Source organism: Kitasatospora sp. NPDC054768, assembly GCF_053612025.1.
In genome coordinates this window covers 23,002-38,571 of sequence record NZ_JBSHBN010000036.1, presented here as the reverse complement: position 1 = coordinate 38,571, position 15,570 = coordinate 23,002, and the positions used below count along the sequence as shown (strand labels likewise).

The 15,570-nt window shown below is 71.2% G+C and carries 12 protein-coding genes; 6 read left to right on the top strand and 6 right to left on the bottom strand.

Translation table 11 applies throughout. From position 1 onward, the window contains the following. Positions 1 to 89: 89 nt before the first annotated feature. Both ACWGKU_RS13995 and ACWGKU_RS13990 read right to left on the bottom strand, forming a co-directional pair. Positions 90 to 569 (bottom strand): nuclear transport factor 2 family protein, encoded by a 480-nt coding sequence (locus ACWGKU_RS13995; RefSeq protein ID WP_331768802.1) that lies wholly within the window; start codon positions 567 to 569, stop codon positions 90 to 92. 265 nt (positions 570 to 834) lie between these two features. Continuing rightward, positions 835 to 1,344 (bottom strand): hypothetical protein, encoded by a 510-nt coding sequence (locus ACWGKU_RS13990; RefSeq protein ID WP_331768801.1) that lies wholly within the window; start codon positions 1,342 to 1,344, stop codon positions 835 to 837. 1,010 nt (positions 1,345 to 2,354) lie between these two features. Between ACWGKU_RS13990 and ACWGKU_RS13985 the strand changes: the two genes are divergently transcribed. Next, a complete protein-coding gene (locus ACWGKU_RS13985) occupies positions 2,355 to 3,002 on the top strand; it encodes a transglycosylase family protein (protein ID WP_331768800.1) in 648 nt (215 codons plus the stop codon). A 156-nt stretch (positions 3,003 to 3,158) separates the two neighbouring features. On the opposite strand, the gene ACWGKU_RS13980 is transcribed toward ACWGKU_RS13985, so the two are convergent. The 3 genes from ACWGKU_RS13980 to ACWGKU_RS13970 form a co-directional block, all read right to left on the bottom strand. After that, the gene (locus ACWGKU_RS13980; RefSeq protein WP_331768799.1) at positions 3,159 to 7,745 is read right to left on the bottom strand and encodes an ATP-binding protein; all 4,587 of its coding nucleotides are present in this window, start codon (positions 7,743 to 7,745) and stop codon (positions 3,159 to 3,161) included. 654 nt (positions 7,746 to 8,399) lie between these two features. Further along, positions 8,400 to 8,897, bottom strand: coding sequence for a transmembrane transport protein (locus ACWGKU_RS13975; RefSeq protein ID WP_331768798.1), 498 nt, complete (start codon positions 8,895 to 8,897; stop codon positions 8,400 to 8,402). Then, a complete protein-coding gene (locus ACWGKU_RS13970) occupies positions 8,894 to 9,442 on the bottom strand; it encodes an RNA polymerase sigma factor (RefSeq protein ID WP_331768797.1) in 549 nt (182 codons plus the stop codon). The genes ACWGKU_RS13975 and ACWGKU_RS13970 overlap by 4 nt, the downstream gene beginning before the upstream one ends. Before the next feature lie 931 nt (positions 9,443 to 10,373). Between ACWGKU_RS13970 and ACWGKU_RS13965 the strand changes: the two genes are divergently transcribed. The 4 genes from ACWGKU_RS13965 to ACWGKU_RS13950 all read left to right on the top strand — a co-directional run bounded on the left by ACWGKU_RS13965 (position 10,374) and on the right by ACWGKU_RS13950 (position 14,390). Continuing rightward, positions 10,374 to 11,477: a bifunctional DNA primase/polymerase gene (locus ACWGKU_RS13965; RefSeq protein ID WP_331768796.1), complete on the top strand. Its 1,104-nt coding sequence runs from the start codon at positions 10,374 to 10,376 to the stop codon at positions 11,475 to 11,477. Then, positions 11,474 to 13,084, top strand: a complete 1,611-nt coding sequence (locus ACWGKU_RS13960) for a DNA primase family protein (RefSeq protein ID WP_452178419.1) — start codon at positions 11,474 to 11,476, stop codon at positions 13,082 to 13,084. Before ACWGKU_RS13965 ends, ACWGKU_RS13960 begins: the two co-directional genes overlap by 4 nt. After that, positions 13,081 to 13,485 (top strand): DUF6009 family protein, encoded by a 405-nt coding sequence (locus ACWGKU_RS13955; RefSeq protein ID WP_331768794.1) that lies wholly within the window; start codon positions 13,081 to 13,083, stop codon positions 13,483 to 13,485. The genes ACWGKU_RS13960 and ACWGKU_RS13955 overlap by 4 nt, the downstream gene beginning before the upstream one ends. A gap of 416 nt (positions 13,486 to 13,901) precedes the next feature. Further along, positions 13,902 to 14,390 (top strand): hypothetical protein, encoded by a 489-nt coding sequence (locus tag ACWGKU_RS13950; protein ID WP_452178420.1) that lies wholly within the window; start codon positions 13,902 to 13,904, stop codon positions 14,388 to 14,390. 81 nt (positions 14,391 to 14,471) lie between these two features. Here ACWGKU_RS13950 and ACWGKU_RS13945 read toward each other — a convergent pair whose 3' ends face one another. After that, the gene (locus tag ACWGKU_RS13945; RefSeq protein WP_331768886.1) at positions 14,472 to 14,645 is read right to left on the bottom strand and encodes an ATP-binding protein; all 174 of its coding nucleotides are present in this window, start codon (positions 14,643 to 14,645) and stop codon (positions 14,472 to 14,474) included. 188 nt (positions 14,646 to 14,833) lie between these two features. Between ACWGKU_RS13945 and ACWGKU_RS13940 the strand changes: the two genes are divergently transcribed. Continuing rightward, positions 14,834 to 15,445, top strand: coding sequence for a hypothetical protein (locus ACWGKU_RS13940; RefSeq protein ID WP_331768792.1), 612 nt, complete (start codon positions 14,834 to 14,836; stop codon positions 15,443 to 15,445). Positions 15,446 to 15,570 lie beyond the last annotated feature (125 nt).

Sequence of the window (15,570 nt, the reverse complement as noted above, 5' to 3'; positions counted from 1 at the left end):
TACGCCCCATCGCCGACGGCAGGGGAAAAACGCGGGCGGCACCGTGGCGCGCCGAAGTGCCGGTTACTCGGGCTGCGAAGCGCTTCCCGTCATGTGCGAGCCGCGGTCCGGGAGGGGAGTCGCTCCGTGTCGGCACCGAAGGGGAGGAAGACGGTGCGGGTTGCGAGGAGCCAGTTGCCATCGAGGTTACGGAAGGTGTCCTCGTAGTGGCCCACGTTGGCCGGGAGGCGAGGCTCGATCATGCCGCCGTCGTAGCCGTCGACCCGATACGTCGTCAGATAGGAGACAGCGCGGGCCGTCGTCGTGGACTCCACCGTGACCAGGATGTTCGTCATCAGGCGACGCGAGAGCCTGTCCGACGGGCGCGAGGCGAAGTAGGCCCGCAGGGCGTCACGGCCTTCGATGCGGCGGTCACCGTAAGGCCATTGCCAGATGCCGTCGGGCGTGAACAGCTCAGCCACCGAGCTCGGCTCGCCAAGGTCGAGACGGTGGATGAAGTCCACAATGATCCGCTCGCACGCGCGTTCTGCGAGCATCTGGTCGATCGGGGCGATGATCTTGTCGTCCATTCCCCCTTCCTACCAGCTCGATCACGGTGCAGGGCAGCGGTCTTGGGCAATGCCCAGCACAAGCGCGGCATCGATCGTCATTGCCACCCACCAGCTTCCGACTACAGACCGTCACGCCAGCTGATCGACTTCACGGAATCCGTGCCTGAACCGCTTTCGGCCGTCGCCGAGACCGGTCGGCCTGGACAGGAAGGCCGCTTTCCAGGTCACGACGCAGAGCAGCCCGACAACGGCCCGGCGCCCGTGCGCTGCCGGAGCGGCACCGTCAAGCCCGCCCGCCAGGAACGGCGGCGAGGCGGCCGAGCATCGCGATCACGGTGATCCGCGTCTTACTGTCGTTGGTCACCGCACAGTGGGCGTCGACGCCTCGCTCGTCCGGTGCCTCGTCCGGCTCGGCCAGACCCAACCGGATCAGGTCGACGGCGTACTCGTGGCACTGGGAGTAGTCCGCTGCGGCGCTCACCGCTTCGACATGGTCGATGCGGCCAGGATCCGCAGCACGCAGCAGCGCCGGGGTGGGCGGCGGGCCCAGCACCTCCCCGATCCACCCCGAGACGGCCTCCCGGGGGCAGCCTCGCTGCAGCTTCGAGGTGATCGCGGCAGCGAGCGCCAGGTGGATGAGGAGCGTCCCGAACCAGGCGGTGACCTCGGCCGGGGGCGTGTCCGTGCCTGCCGGCGGCATCACGGCCCGGTACAGCGCGGCCTGGTCATCGGCGTGCGCGGCGACGACGACCGCCTTCACCGCGCTGCCGAGGGCAGCCTGATCGATGGTCATGTCAGCGGTTCTCCCCATGGTTGGCGGCCGTCAACTTACCGCTCCGGCGCGGTGCACGGCTGGTGAAGGGCAGATTTCCCCGCTACGCGCGGTAGCGGGTTGACCGGCCTGACGGCGAGGCCCGGTGCGCTTCTGCCTCCCGCTCGCCTCTGTGCGGCTCGCCCAGGAATCCTGGTTCAGTCGGGGAGCTTCGCGACAAGGTGCCGATTCCGTTGTCGTTCGGCGCCTCTGGAAATGACGTACAGGATGCACTTCGCCGGCAGCCCGGCATCGTCCGGCGCCGCGGCGGGGGCGGCGTGCTGAGCGGCAGGGGACGGAGCGGCAGGTGCTGCGAACGGTTCCACCACCGCGCACCGGCCCCGGACCGCGCCTGCAAGGCAACCGGTCCTCGCGTTCGCGCGTCGCCTCCGCGCCCGGGCCTCCGGGCCGCCGAGCAGAGCAGCCGCGCCACGTCCCCGGGCGCCGCCGGCCTCCTGCCGGCCGGGTTCCCGAGAGGCCCCCGCTCCCAGAGGACCTGGCCGTGCGGATCACCGCCGTCGTCCGCGACGCCTGCGTCACCCCGAGCGGTAGGAGCCGGGTCGTCTACCCCTCACCGCCCTACGCTTCGCCTTGGTGCCCGCCGGACCCGAGACGCACGCTCCGGGCCATCACCGGCGGGCGCCGTCCCCGCCATCAGGGCCGGCCTCCCGACGAGCCGTGCCCCGGACTGCGGACGCGCCCCGCATCGACCCTGTCCGCTCGCCGCAGCACTCCGTTGCCACCGCGCCGTCAAGTCCGCGCCCCGCTCCCCCCGTCGTGGATCACGAGTAGCCCACCCGGACGGCGCGAGGAGATGTTCCGGGCCCGCCCGGGCGATCACCCGGCCCAGTCGCCCGGCCCCGCGTTCGAGTGGTGTCGAGCCGCCGGTCGAACGAGATCGGCGCTTCGCTCCCATCCGTCGAGGACGTCAGGTGCATGGGTGGGAGGGGCACTTCGGTGCCCGGTCCCTGTTCCCGGAGTACGGAGCATTCATGTCACCGCTGTCCGTGGCCCGTCGCCTGGTCGTCGTTTTCCTGTCCCTGCTCGCCGTCGCCGTCGCCGGCGGCGCGGCAACAGCCTCCGCCGCCGCGGCGAGCGCGGGGGTCCTCCGAACGGGAGTGGACTGGGAGGCCGTCGCCAGGTGCGAGAGCGGAGGGCGCTGGCAGGCCGACACCGGTAATGGCTACTACGGGGGGCTGCAGTTCGACAGCCCGACCTGGCGTTCGAACGGAGGCCTCGCCTACGCGCCGCGCGCGGACCGGGCGACCCGCGAACAGCAGATCGCCGTGGCCGAGCACCTGGCCGAGCGCCGCGGCCTGACCCCGTGGCCGGCCTGCGGAGCCCGTGCCGCACACAGCGGCGACCGGCCGACCGCTCACGCCCGCAGCCACCGGCCGGCGCACACCCGGCCCCATGCCTCCGCCATCCCGCCATCCCACGCCGACGCCCCCGCTCCGGTCTGCACGGACGACGAAGACTGCCCGGACAGCTGGACCGTGGAGGTCGGCGACACCCTCGGCGGCATCGCCCAGGCCTTCGCCACCGACGGCGGCTGGCCCGCCCTCTACGAACTCAACCGCGACACCGTCGGCGACGACCCCGACCTGCTCCTGCCCGGCCAGGTCCTCGCACTGCGCTGACGCCCGACGGTGGACCGGGCCCGTACGAGCGGCGGCTCGACCTGAGGAGCCCGCGCCGGCCGGGTCGAGGGCACTGCGTGGCCGGGGCCACGAGCACCTTCCCGACACCGCTCGCAGCCCGGGCGCCTCCGGGTCGAGCCCACCTGTCGCCCGGTGTCAGGTCGTCGGCCACTCCCACCGTTCGGCCTCCAGCGAGGCCGCGCGCAGACCCTTGAGCCGGACGTCCGACACGGGCTCCAGATCGAGCTTGGCCAACGGGTCGCTGATCAGGGTCAGAACCGGTTCACCTCCGCTGCCCTCGTTGAGGTGTTCGGCGAGGAGCAGGATGTAGTTCTCTCCCTGTTCCCGGGCGCGGTTGTACTCCGCGGCCGTGAGGGTGACGTCGCTCGGTCGGGCGCCGCCGTGTGCCTTGATCTCGTAGTAGCGGCCGGCGCTGTCGACCACGTCGGCTCCGACGTTCAGCTTTCCGCGCTGGTCGAGGCTGTCCGCGTCCTCCCCGAGAACGGCGGCGAGGGTTCGGATGACCAGGGCCTCCTTGGAGCTGCTGTCCTGGAATCCGTGCCGAGCGGACTGTTCGCGGGGTACGGCACCACCCGGCCTGGGGGTCGACAGGCCGCCGGCCCGGGTGCGGGACGGACGCTGCGCCTGGGTCGGCACCGGTCCCCCCGTGGTGCTGGGGGCCGGCCCGGTCCGGCGGACCGTGGGCCGACCGAGCCGGTCGAGGCCGACCAGCCGCGGTGGCTCGGGCACGACGGCGTTGCGCGGCTTCGGAAGTGCTGCCTTGGGTGTCGTCGCCGCCTTGCCGCCGGGAGCGGGCCGGGGCCCGGGCACCGGCCCGGCGGGCTTCGCCGGGGTACCGCGTCCGTCCCTCGCCGGCTTCGCGGGCGTCGGCGCCTGCGCGGCCCGCAGGGAGCGGTCGCGCAGCAGTTCGTCCCGGCGCTGTTGTTCCTCGAAGTCCCGCTGGCCGGCCGAGGTGAGGGGTACGGCGTGACCGGTGGTGACGGCGTCCTCCTCCCAGAAGTCCCGCCAGTGGCGGGCCACCTGGCCGCGGGAGCCCGCGAAATGGCAGGCCAACGCGGCGCCGGTGCCCAGCCGGGAGAACAGTTCGGCCGGGGCGGAGAGGAACAGGGCTTTGGCCGACCGGTCGATGTGCGCGCCGATGGGGATCTCCAGCGGCTCGCGGTCCTTGCCCGGGTCCGCCCGGACGCGCAGACCCGGCAGGACGCGCACCTCCAGGCTTGCGAGCCACGCCCAGCCCGTGAAGGACTCGGCGGCCGCCGGCTCGTCCCGGACCAGACGGTCCTGCAGAGCGGTGACGGCCCGCCGGAAGCTCCCGGTGAGACCGGAATCGGGTACCGCCGTGTCGGGTTCGACGGCCTCGGCCGAGGCCAGGTCCAGCTGCTGCACGCCGAGCGGGCCCAGCAGCCCGGCGAACTGCTCCGCGTCGCCGCCCGGCTGCCAGATCGGGACGCGGTCCGCCAGGGCCAGTTCGACCGACCGGTGGGCAGCCACGGCGTAGACCGAGTTCTGCTGTTTGATCCATCCGGCGCTGGTCCACAGCGGCAGCCAGCGCAGCTTCTCCCTCAGACCCGGCGCGATGCCGGCACCCGTGCCGCCGACCAGCGTGTTCAGCGACCGCAGCGCCTCCAGCATCAGCCGCTCCCCGTCCCCTCCCGTCGGGGATCCGTCGGCGGCGAGCTCCTTGAGGGCCTCGACCAGGTCCTCGGGCCCCGGCTCCCCGATCCCCAGGACCTGCCAGAGCGGCAGCAGCTCGGGCCCGGGCGGGACGAAGGCGCGCAGGCCGTACAGGATGGCGGTGCCCCGGAAGCAGTCCTCGGGACGGCGCCAGCCGAGGTCGGTGAGGACGAGGGCGTCATCGCCCCGCAGCGCCGCCGTCACCCGCTTCTCGACCTGCGCGCGAGCGGTGTCCGCCGTGCGTTCCGTCAGGCGCCTGGCGAGCGCGCGGTAGACCAGGTAGACCTCGGTCCGCAGGGCCTCCGCCGTGGCTCCGGTGCCCAGCGGCCGCTTGCGCAGCCGCCGGAGGCGGTCGATCAGCTGGGGGACGTCGGGGTCGCCGACCACTCCCAGGGCCGCGAGCACGTCGGCACGGTTGGCCAGCACGTGCTGGAGCTCCGCGTGCACGTAGTTCGGCTCGTCCTGTCCGTAGAGCGCTTCGGCGTCGGGGGTGCGCAACTGGAGGTGGCCGGGGCGGCACAGGTTGCCCTTCTCGTCCTCCAGCCATGCGCTGTCGCGCAGGTTCCAGACCCACAGCGCGGGAACGGAGCCTTTCACGGTCCAGCCGTGATAGGCCGTGGCGGCCTCGACCGTCGCCTCGGGGCCGGTGATCAGCTTGGCCAGGGAATGGAGCAGCGCGGCCGTACGCCGCCGCCGCTCGTCGACGTTGCGCTCCGCGGTGATGTCCTTGACGACCCGTTCGAGGTCCTGCGAGGCCCTGTCATCCAGGGTGTGCGTGGCCCTGAGCCGCTGCACCGCTTGGGTGCGTGTCCGGGAGGACAGCCAGTGGTCGTGGGGCAGTCCTGCCCTTGTGTCGCGGGACCGGTCGTACTTCTTCACCCCCAGCACGACCGGGGCGAGCCGGGGAGTGTCCGCCACGCCCAGCAGACGGAGGAAGGCCGTGGGACTCAGACCACCGCTCCGCGAGACGGGCAGAAGCGTCTTGGCGTAGGAGCGGTGCGCCCAGAGGAGCCCCGGGGTCCTGTGCGCGGCGGTCGCGAACCGGTCGCTTCCTGTGCTCTCCAACGACCGGGGGAGATAGAGCCGGTCCGGCATCGCCTGGCAGGCATTCTCTTCCCCGTTCGCCCCGTACTGGTACGCGTCGAGCCGCACGGTCCGGCCGACTCCCGGGCCCAGGCGCTCGCGCTCCGCGGCCGGGAGTTCGGCCAGGGCCCGTTGGAGCAGGACCAACCGGTCGGTCGCGGAGATGTCGGTAGCGGGCAGACGACCGCCGGTGCTCCCCAGGTGCGCGATGCGGCGCAGGACGGCCGCGGTGTTGTCACGGCGGACCAGATAACCGCTCCTGCTCAACCAGCCGGTTACCCGCCGGGCCGCGTCGTCGTCGCTCCAGTAGGCGGGATGCAGGTCCCGGAGGATGCCCAGCGGATCCAGCAGTCCTGTTCCCCGACGATCGGCGAACAGGTGCTCGTACGGCGCGAGCCGCTGGCCGTCGGCCGTGGCCAGGCACGCGCGGAAGCGCATCTCGAACTCCAGGCCGGCGCGCAGGGCAACGGCGGTGAGGCGGACCGTGCGGTCGACGTCGTAGGCGGGCCGCTTGAGCAGTCCGACCGCGTCCGAGACGTCGACCTCGTCCGGGAGTTCCACCGCACCGGCGGTCCTCCAGTCGGAGAGCACCTCGCGCCAACGGCCGTCCCGGTCGCGGGCGGCGCCCGGGAAGCAGTGCTCCAGTTCCGCGAGCTGTGCGGTGTCCCGCTCCGAGACCACTCCGGTGAGCTCCTCCGCCTCGACCGCGAGGTCGGCGAGCGGGACGGCCGTCCCGTCCGGCACCGGCAGTGCGAGCGTGGCGGCCACCTTCGCCCTGGCACGCTCCAGGAACGTGCCGGCGAGGCGGTCGGGGAGCCCGGCCTTGCCATGGGCGGAGGTCTCGGCCAGGGGCAGCAGGTGCCAGGCCGACGGCTCCACCCGTTCGAGGACGTCGAGTACCGCGGCCTGCCACAGGTCGGCGACGACCGGGACCAGTGCCGAGTTCAGGATGCTCGCGGCGAAGCCCTCGCGGCTGACGATCGGGTCGAACTGCGAGTGCACCCGGGCCGAGACGGCCAGCCGGGCCACCGGCAGTCCCGCATGGACGTACCCCGTGGCCGCTCCGTCCATCGGCAGCGCCACGGCCACCGGAACGGTGGGGCCGAGCTTCTTGTGCAAGCGGCGCCACCCGGGCCGGGACGGGATCAACGTGTCGTAGACACGCCAGCGGGCGCCCCCGGTGGTCCGGGCCTCCCGCACCCGGACGGCGTGCTCCGCTCCGTCGACGGGCAAGCTCAGGGTCGTGACGTCCTGCCAGCTCAGCCGCAGGACCCTCTGCTCCCGGCCGGTGGGGTCGGCGGTCGCCACCGTGACCTGTTCGAGGTGGCGCAGGAAGAGCAGGGAGCTGTCCTGCCAGTTCTCGAACCACGCGAGGAGTTCCTCGGCCGCGAGGACCCCGGGGTCCAGCGGGATGCGGAAGACCGTCCATTCCCGCCCGGAGATGTCCGCGGGCAGGCGCGGGGGGTCGGCCGGTGCCAGGGTGATGTCGGTGAATCCGACGTGGTACGGGTGGCCGTGCACCTCCCAGGAGGTCGAGAGCATCCGCAGCGTCGTCAGGCCGATGCCGAACCGACCGGTGCTCGCGGAGTCCAGGCGCTTGCCGCTGATCCACGGCAGCCCGAGCCTCGGGATGTCGGCCAGGCGCAGGCCGCTGCCGTTGTGTGCGATCAGGAGCTCGGTCGGCAGCCAGTGGAAGCGGATCTCACGGGCTCCGGTGTCGTCGGCGTTCTGGACCATCTCGGAGAGCACCTGCAACCGGTCCGAGGAGAGCGTCTCGGCGCCCTCCTGGGCGCCCTCCGCTATCTGCCGGAAGAGCCCCGGTACCTCACGGATGCCTTTGTCGAACAGCCCGATGGCGCGGGCGGCCTCCTCCGGTGTCCGCGCCTCGATGCCCGGATCGGTCTTCCCCTCCAACAGGGCCCGTACGGCCTCGGCCAGTTCATCGTCATTCCCACCCCTGGTCACACTGCATCTCCTCTCCCCCCGGTACGGTCCTGGGGAAAAGGATCTGCACGGGAGCGGTGGTTCGAGTCCCCACCGTCCGAATCCGGCCACATGCCCGACGGCCGTGGACCCACCGATCGCAGCTGCCGACGGGCCGGGAGTGGGCGGGTCGTGGCCCGGTCCGGCCGCGACCAGGCACGCAACCCCGGCTGGATCGAGTACGGGAACAGCGATCGTTGTCAGTGGCACGTGCTACTGCGTTCCCCGTCCGCCCGGAGCACGGGCCCGGGGGCTCGCCTCGCAGTCGCCTCGACAGGCCTGTCCGGTTGTCCGACACCGTGCGGTGTCGGACAACCGGCGGTCAGTGGGCGGGCTTCCGGAGAACAGTCGCTGAAGACGTGTCCAGGACGCGGGCAAGTCCGTACTTGAGTCGCTTGGGTCGCTCAGTCGCTGCCCGCCGTCCCGTCAACCCACGACGAAACGGTCTCGCTCCCTGCACAAAAGCGCCCGTAGGAAGGGCAGCGACCCAAGCGACTGCCGGCCCAAGTCTCTGCCGGCATCCTGGACGAGAGCACTGCGCTTTTGGAATTCCCCGGGGACGGCCACCTGTGGCGCCCCGCTGACGGCCGTGGATGGTCCCCCGCCCGTGGCCAGAAGCACGCTCCGTGACGGTCCTCACGAAGGGTCCTCACGAAGGCTGTCGCGCAGCCGCAGCAGTTCGCGACGGCGGGACTGCGCCCGGACCAGGAGCAGTCCCGCGGTGGCAACAAGGGCGGCACCGGCCAATGCGACTGCCAGTGTCCCGGCCACGGTTCCGCGCACTGCGGCCACCGCGACCCCGGCGACGCCGGTCACCGCGGTCACCACCAGAGCGAGCCGGGCACCCAGCACCCGGTCCCGGGCGAACAGCGGCCGCCGCCTGCTCAGAACCCAGCCGGCGAAGGCGGCCCAGGCCAGCCCCACCGTGATCAGCCCGGCGAAGGCAACCTGAGTCCGCGCGGGGAGCGGCCCCGGCTCGGTTGCCCACAGCACCGCGACCAGCGCCGCCCCGCACCCTCCCGCCAGTCCCACGGCAACGTGCCGCATCCGCGAGCGCAGCGAGACCTCCGCCGCCAGCGCGCGCTCCAGCTCCGCCGGCACCTCCCGGGGTGCCCCGTGGCTCTGCTCGCTCATGCCTCGTATCCCTTCTCGATCAGGACGTCCCGCAACATGCGGCGGGCGCGGTGCAGCCTGCTCTTGACCGTGCCGGGCGGCACGCCCAGCACCTCCGCGCAGGCAGCCAGGGACAGATCCTGCAGGTGGAACAGGATCAGCGCTTCGCGCTCCAGCGGCGGCAGGTCGGAAAGGCCCGCTTCGATCTCCATCGTGTTCAGGACGCCGCTGGAGGAGTCGTCGTGATCGGCGACAGCCTCGCCCTCCGCGGCCGAGGGCGCCTGGGCCGTGTACGCCTGCCGCAGGTGGTCGACCACCGTGCGCCGGGCGATGGTGAACAGCCACGGGGCGAAACGCTCAGGCTGCCGCAGGCGCGGGAATCCGCGCACCACGGCAACCCACGCCTCCTGGGAAAGGTCGTCCGCGATGTCCGGGGATCCCACCATGCTCCGCACATAACGCCACAGCGGCGTGTGCCAGACGCGTACCAGCTCGCTGAACGCCTCCCGCTCCCCGAGCTGGCAACGCACCACCAACAGCAGTCCGTTGTGCCTGTCCTCGTCCACCCGCACCTCCTGGTCCCGCGCCGCGCGTCACCGGAACAGTCGGCATCCGGGGCAGAAAGGTTCACAGGGCCTTGAGCGGTCCGGTCGGACCCTCCTCACCGAGCCAAAAGACAGGCTCCCCGTGGCTAGCCAGCGATGCGGTGCCCGGCTCTGCCAGGGGCGCGGTCAACAGTCGCTTGGGTCGCTGAATCGCTGGCCGACATGTCGTTCATTGAACGACATTCCCGGGACGAGGGAAGGGAGCCCGATAGCCCGGCCTGGTTCAGCACCTGACGTACAGGCCGGAGCAGCGACCCAAGCGACTGTTGACCGGCGCCACGGCTCTACCTGGGACGACGCCCCTCTTCGGAGCCGGCTCTGCACAGGTCATCCCCCGAGAACGGTCGCTGGAGCTACCGAAGCGACCCAAGCGACTCGCTCCTGGCCTTCGGCCAGTCCTGACACGCCCGACACGCCGGGGAGAACGCCCCGAGAGACTCAGTCGCTTTCAGTCGCTGGGCTTCGGTCGCTCCACAAAACACCAGGTCAGAGCGCATTCACCCACCCGAACAGCGACCGAAGCGACTCAAGCTCGGGTATATGAAGACATTCCCGTGTGCGTGTGTGCGTCATAGACCCGGGCTACAGTCGCTTCAGTCGCTGTTCGCTGTGAAAGTCGCTCCTGACCTGCAAAAACGTCGGAGCGACCGAACCAGCGACTGAACGGGCTCAGTCGCTCCCCCAGGACTCGGTCGCTGAGTTTGTTCGTAAGCCCCGGTAGTAACGATTCACACGTCCCCGCTCGGCTAGTCTGTGTGAGCTATCTTCTGAACTTCGGTCGCTTCAGTCGCTGATCTGGGTCCTGCCAGTGCCCTGACCTGGCTTTTTACCCTCAGCGACCGAACGAGCGACTGAAGTCCGAGCAGCTACCGAACAAGGGGAAGGGACCAGCGTGACGGCGCCGATGGCCGTGGGGAGCGACCGAGCGGGCCGCCAGCCGGATGCGCTGGCCGTTGCCCGGTGGTGTGCCACCCAGGGATGGCCCGTCCATCCGCTCGCCCCCGGACGCAAGACCCCGCCCGCCAACTGCCGCCCCTGCCAGGAGTCCCCCCACTCCCCCACCGACTGCCCCTGCCCCGCCGCGGGCCGCTGGTGCCACGGCTTCCACGCAGCGACTCTGGACCAGGACGTCCTCACCGCCTGGTGGCGGATCAACCCGGACTTCGGCACCGCAGTTGCCTGCGGCCCGGCCGGCCTGGTGGTCATCGACGTCGACAGCCACACCGACGTCGTCCCCGCCCGCGACCGCATCCTGCCCGGGATCCCGATCCACGAGGACGTCGACCTCGACGGGCTCGAGAACGGGTACCACACCCTGGCCCTGCTGGCCGCCCTCCGCAGGGCTCCCGACCCGACCACGGACGAGGGCACCCTGCGCGTACGCACCCCCTCCGGCGGCCAGCACATCTGGTACCAGGACCACGCCGACCGCCGGTTCGCCTGCTCCACCGGATCCTCCGCGGGCCGTGCCCTGGCCTGGCAGGTCGACGTCCGGGCGCACGGAGGCTACATCGTCGCTCCCGGGACCGTGACCGCGGCAGGCGCCTACACCCCGCTCCCCGGAGCCAGGACCCCTGCCCCCCTGCCCGAGTGGCTCGCCGAGGAACTCGTCCGCACCGGACACCTCCAGGACCGTCCCGGCCGACCGAGCGTGCCGCAGCCGGCCGTCCCCGACCGTGCCCGCCAGGCCGTCGTCGCCGCGGGCGGGGGCAAGAAGGGTGCGGAGAAGGTGCTCGACACCGTGCTCCAGGACGTCACCGACTGCGCCAACACCCCCGAGGGCGCCGGCTTCACCGGCAAGCTCAACCGTGCCGCCTACACCGTGGGCGGCCTGGTCTCGGCCGGCCACCTCACCCACGCCGTCGCCGAGCAGCTCCTCCTCGACGCGGCCCGCACCGCCCGTCCCGCCCAGGACAGGCACAACTCCGCCGTCATCCGTTCCGGCCTGGCAGCCGGCACCCGGCAACCCCTCCACATCGGGAAGGTCCGCGGATGACCGACAGCACCCGCCGCAAGAGGACGGTCTTCGACCCCGTGGCCACGGCGCAACAGATCCTGGACTACCCGCCCGTCCCGGGCCCCGCCCACCCCCCGTGGCACGGCACCGCCGTCCAGGAGAGCCTCCTCGACCCGACGCCGACGACAGCGGCTCCCGTGGTACCGCAGGCGGCGCCGGAGCCCGCACAGGCCTCTGCGACAGGCCCGCAGGCGACCGCGCACGGCCTGCTGCCCGACTCGCTCTCCGACCGCGGCAACGCCAAGCTCTTCGTCCACCTCTACGGAAGCGACTACCGCCACGTCCCCGGCCTCGGCTGGTACCGGTGGTCCGCCCACCGCTGGCAGCTCGACGAGGACGACACCGTCCTGTGGGCGGCCGGCGAGATGGCCGAGAGCATCGCCACCCACGACTCGCGCGGCCTCTACACCAACACCGACCTGCGCCGGCACCGCCGCCGGGCCCTGTCCACCTCCGGCATGAACGCCATGCTCACCCAGGCCAAGTCCGCCCCCGGCATGGTGCTCAACGCGGCCCTCCTCGACGCCGACGCGTACGCCCTGTGCACCCCCGGCGGCGTGGTCGACCTGCGCACCGGCGCGATCGTCCCGCCGGACCCGAAGGTCCACCACCACTCGCGCTCCACCACCCTGGCCCCGGCCCGGATGCCCACCCCGCGCTGGAACCGCTTCCTGACCGACACCTTCGGCGACGACAAGGAAGGCCGCCAGACCCGCGACTTCCTCCACCTGCTGCTCGGCTACTCCATCAGCGGCGACGTCGGCGCACAGGTCATGCCCTTCCTCTACGGCCAGGGCAAGAACGGCAAGTCCGTCCTGCTCGACGTCATGATCCAGCTCCTCGGCGACTACGCCGACGCGGCCCCGCCCGGCTTCCTCATGGCCAAGACCTTCGACGGCCACCCCACCGACCTCGCCGAGCTCCACGGCCGCCGCATCATCGTCTGCTCCGAACTCAAGCCCGGCGACCGCTTCGACGAGGCCCGGGTCAAGCTGCTCACCGGCGGTGACAAGATCAAGGCCCGCCGGATGCGCCAGGACTTCTTCTCCTTCGAGCCCACCCACAAGCTCTGGCTGCTCGGCAACCACCGCCCCGAGGTCGGCACCGGCGGCTTCGCCTTCTGGCGGCGCATGCGCCTGATCCCGTTCGAACGGGTCGTGCCCGAGGAGCGCAAGATCGACAACCTCGCCCACGTCCTCGTCGCCGAGGAAGGCCCCGGGATCCTGGCCTGGCTCATCGAGGGCGCCCGCCGCTACTTCGCCGGGGAGAAGGACCTCGCCGGCCCCCAGGCCGTCCAGACCGCCACCACCGCCTACGCCGAGACCGAGGACCACGTCGGCCGCTTCCTCAAGGAGGCGTGCGTCACAGGCGAGGGCATGCGTGCCGAACAGTCCCAGCTCTTCGGCGCCTACACCCGTTGGTGCGGCTTCGAGGGGGCCAATCCCGTATCCGGGCGTGCCTTCGCCGCACGAGTTCGCGAGACACTGGGTATGACATCTCCCAAGGAGATGGTCCTGTCCAACAGCCGCAAGTACTACCCGGGCATCGGCCTGATCACCGACGACACAGAGGAGCACAACGCGTGAGCGCGCTGATCGACCCGGCCGAGCTCGCCCACGAAACCGACCTCGTCTGGCTGGAGGACACCTCCGACCTCGACTACGTCCGTCAGTCGCTGGACCGCCTCACCACCCGCCGCGGCCGCCCGGCCTACCACCGCGACGGCCGCATGGTCGGCTACGCGATCCTCGGCCCCGACGCCAAGTCCTCGCGGGCCTCCGGCACCTTCCGCCGCCGCGTCTTCTGGCTCCTGCCGCACGACCGCGACCAGGACCCCGAGGGCCTCTACACCACCGGCGCCCCCTCCGAGGCCGTGGACCCGCGCACCGTCGCCCCGGGCGTCAAGGGCTACAAGACCGAGCGCTCCGAGGGCGGCCCGGCCTCCCCCGCCATGCTCGAACTGGGGATAACGCTTCCGAAGGCCTGACGGCTTGGGGACGTGGGGGCGGGAGAGGGGCGGCTCGTTGTCGAGCCGCCCCTCGCTCATGTACGAAGCGGAACTCGGCGGATGAGACTCGGAGGCCGGCCCACGCGGGCAGGCGCTGGGAAGCCGTTCTGTTTTGACGGGGAGCTCTGGCTCCGGCTGAACGGGTTCAAGTGGCCCCACTTCTGGGCCGTGTGGGTGATGGTGGGAGCGGTCTCCGGAAGGAACGGTTCGGGGTGGCCCCACCCTCGACCGGGTGAGGCGTCAGGGCGGGCACCGCTGTGTTCGATGCGGGGCGCCTGGGAGCGTCGGAGCGGAAGCCGGCAGCCGTGTCGGGGCCGATGGTGAGTCGGGACCAACGGCGGTCGTCGGCTGATAATCCGTTTGGAAGGGCGTCGGGTGGGTGCTACCAATTCCAGGTGACTGTGTTCGTGTGTGCGGCCTGTGATCGTCCGATCGCGGGGCCGTTGACCAAGCTGCCCGAGGTGCCAGCGCGTTCGATGGATCAAGGGTTTCCCAAAGCGGACGGATCACGTCGGGCTACTCCCACCCTGCCACTCGGCTTCTTCGCTCTGGAACCCGAGCCGTGGGGCGCCCCGCTCGTCCCCTCCGACGAATGTCGGGAAGTCTTCGCCGGCGGGCCCTGCCTCGGTGACCCGGACGGCGACGGATTCCTGGTGTCCGCAGGCCCCCGGAGCACGGTCGTCCTGCACCCGCAGGACGCACCGGGACTCCAGCCGCATCCTGACTGGAAGAAGCATTCCGGGGGATGCTGCGGCCTCGACGGCCAAAGCGGTATGAACCAACTGTGCCCCTGCGGTGTGGAGGTGGGCACGCTGATCAGCGAGTGCAACACCGCCTACGAACTGCACCTGGACCCTGGCCGGGTGCGCTCGACCACAGACTGAGCCGGCGAGCCGCCTGCCCGTGGCCGCCACCCTGGCCTTGGCCGGTCCCGCTGATCTGTGCGGGTTGTCGAGGGCTTGTGTTCAGGCGGCAGCTACGGCGGCCTGGCGCTGGGCAGCGGTGCCGGCCAGGCGGAAGGACTGGGTTTCGGTCTCGATGATGTGGGCCTCGAAGGTGAGCCGGTCGACGATCGCCTGGCAGAGCCGCTTCTCGGTGAAGGTCTGGTCCCACTCGGTGAAGGGCCGGCTGGAAGCGATCGCTACGTGCGGACTTCACAGAATCGCGCTTGATCCAATTTTCGGTGGCCGCCGTCGCCGAACCTCGATCGCCGCGAGTGGGAGACCGGCAACACACCCAGAAGTTGAACCAGATCCCGGTCTCGTGAGCACCGCCAGCGGGGGAGACTGTCGGTGCCGCCCAGCACTATCGCGGTATGCATACCGAGATGGCAGACGCCAGCGCCCACCCAGGCCGGAACTTCCATGCTCTGGTCGAGGCCGGCGCTGTGCTGTACATCGCAGAGTACGACGAGCTGAATGCCCTGAAGGTAGGTGTCACAAGCCGGGCCAGTCGCACCAGCCGGGTTCGACGGCATGCCCGACACGGGTGGCGCACGACGGCTGAGATCGTCTTCGACGACGGACGGCAGGCCTTCGTCGCGGAGCAGGCCATCCTGGCGTTCCTGCGAGCGTGCGGTGCGCGGGAAACCCTCAGGCAAGACCAGCTGCCACAAGGCGGCTACACGGAGACCATCGCCTTCTCCCGACAGGCGGGCCTAAGTGCCGATCAACTGCTCGCGATCGCTCGAGTCGCCACCGGGATTGTGAAAGCCACCCGGAGCGCGCCCTACACACTCCGGGCGACGGTCAATCAGCTGGAGTCAGCCGTTGCTGAAGCAACCGAGGAAGTCCGGTCTCTGCGCCGCGCCGGCCGTCGGCGGGAGGCAGACAAGTTGGCCGCCGAGGTGAGGACTCAACTCGAACAGATCGCCAAGTGGTGCGACACCATGATCGACGCCGTACAGGGCCGACTGGCCGTCTCGACCACACCGGAGTAGGCAGGGCCTGCGGCTGCGGGTCGACCACCCTCCACCGGCGGCGAGCCGGAAACCTCCACAGACCCACGGAGATCGTTCACGGAACGGAACTTGAGTCAGAACCTGTTCTCGCGGACAGAGCCACA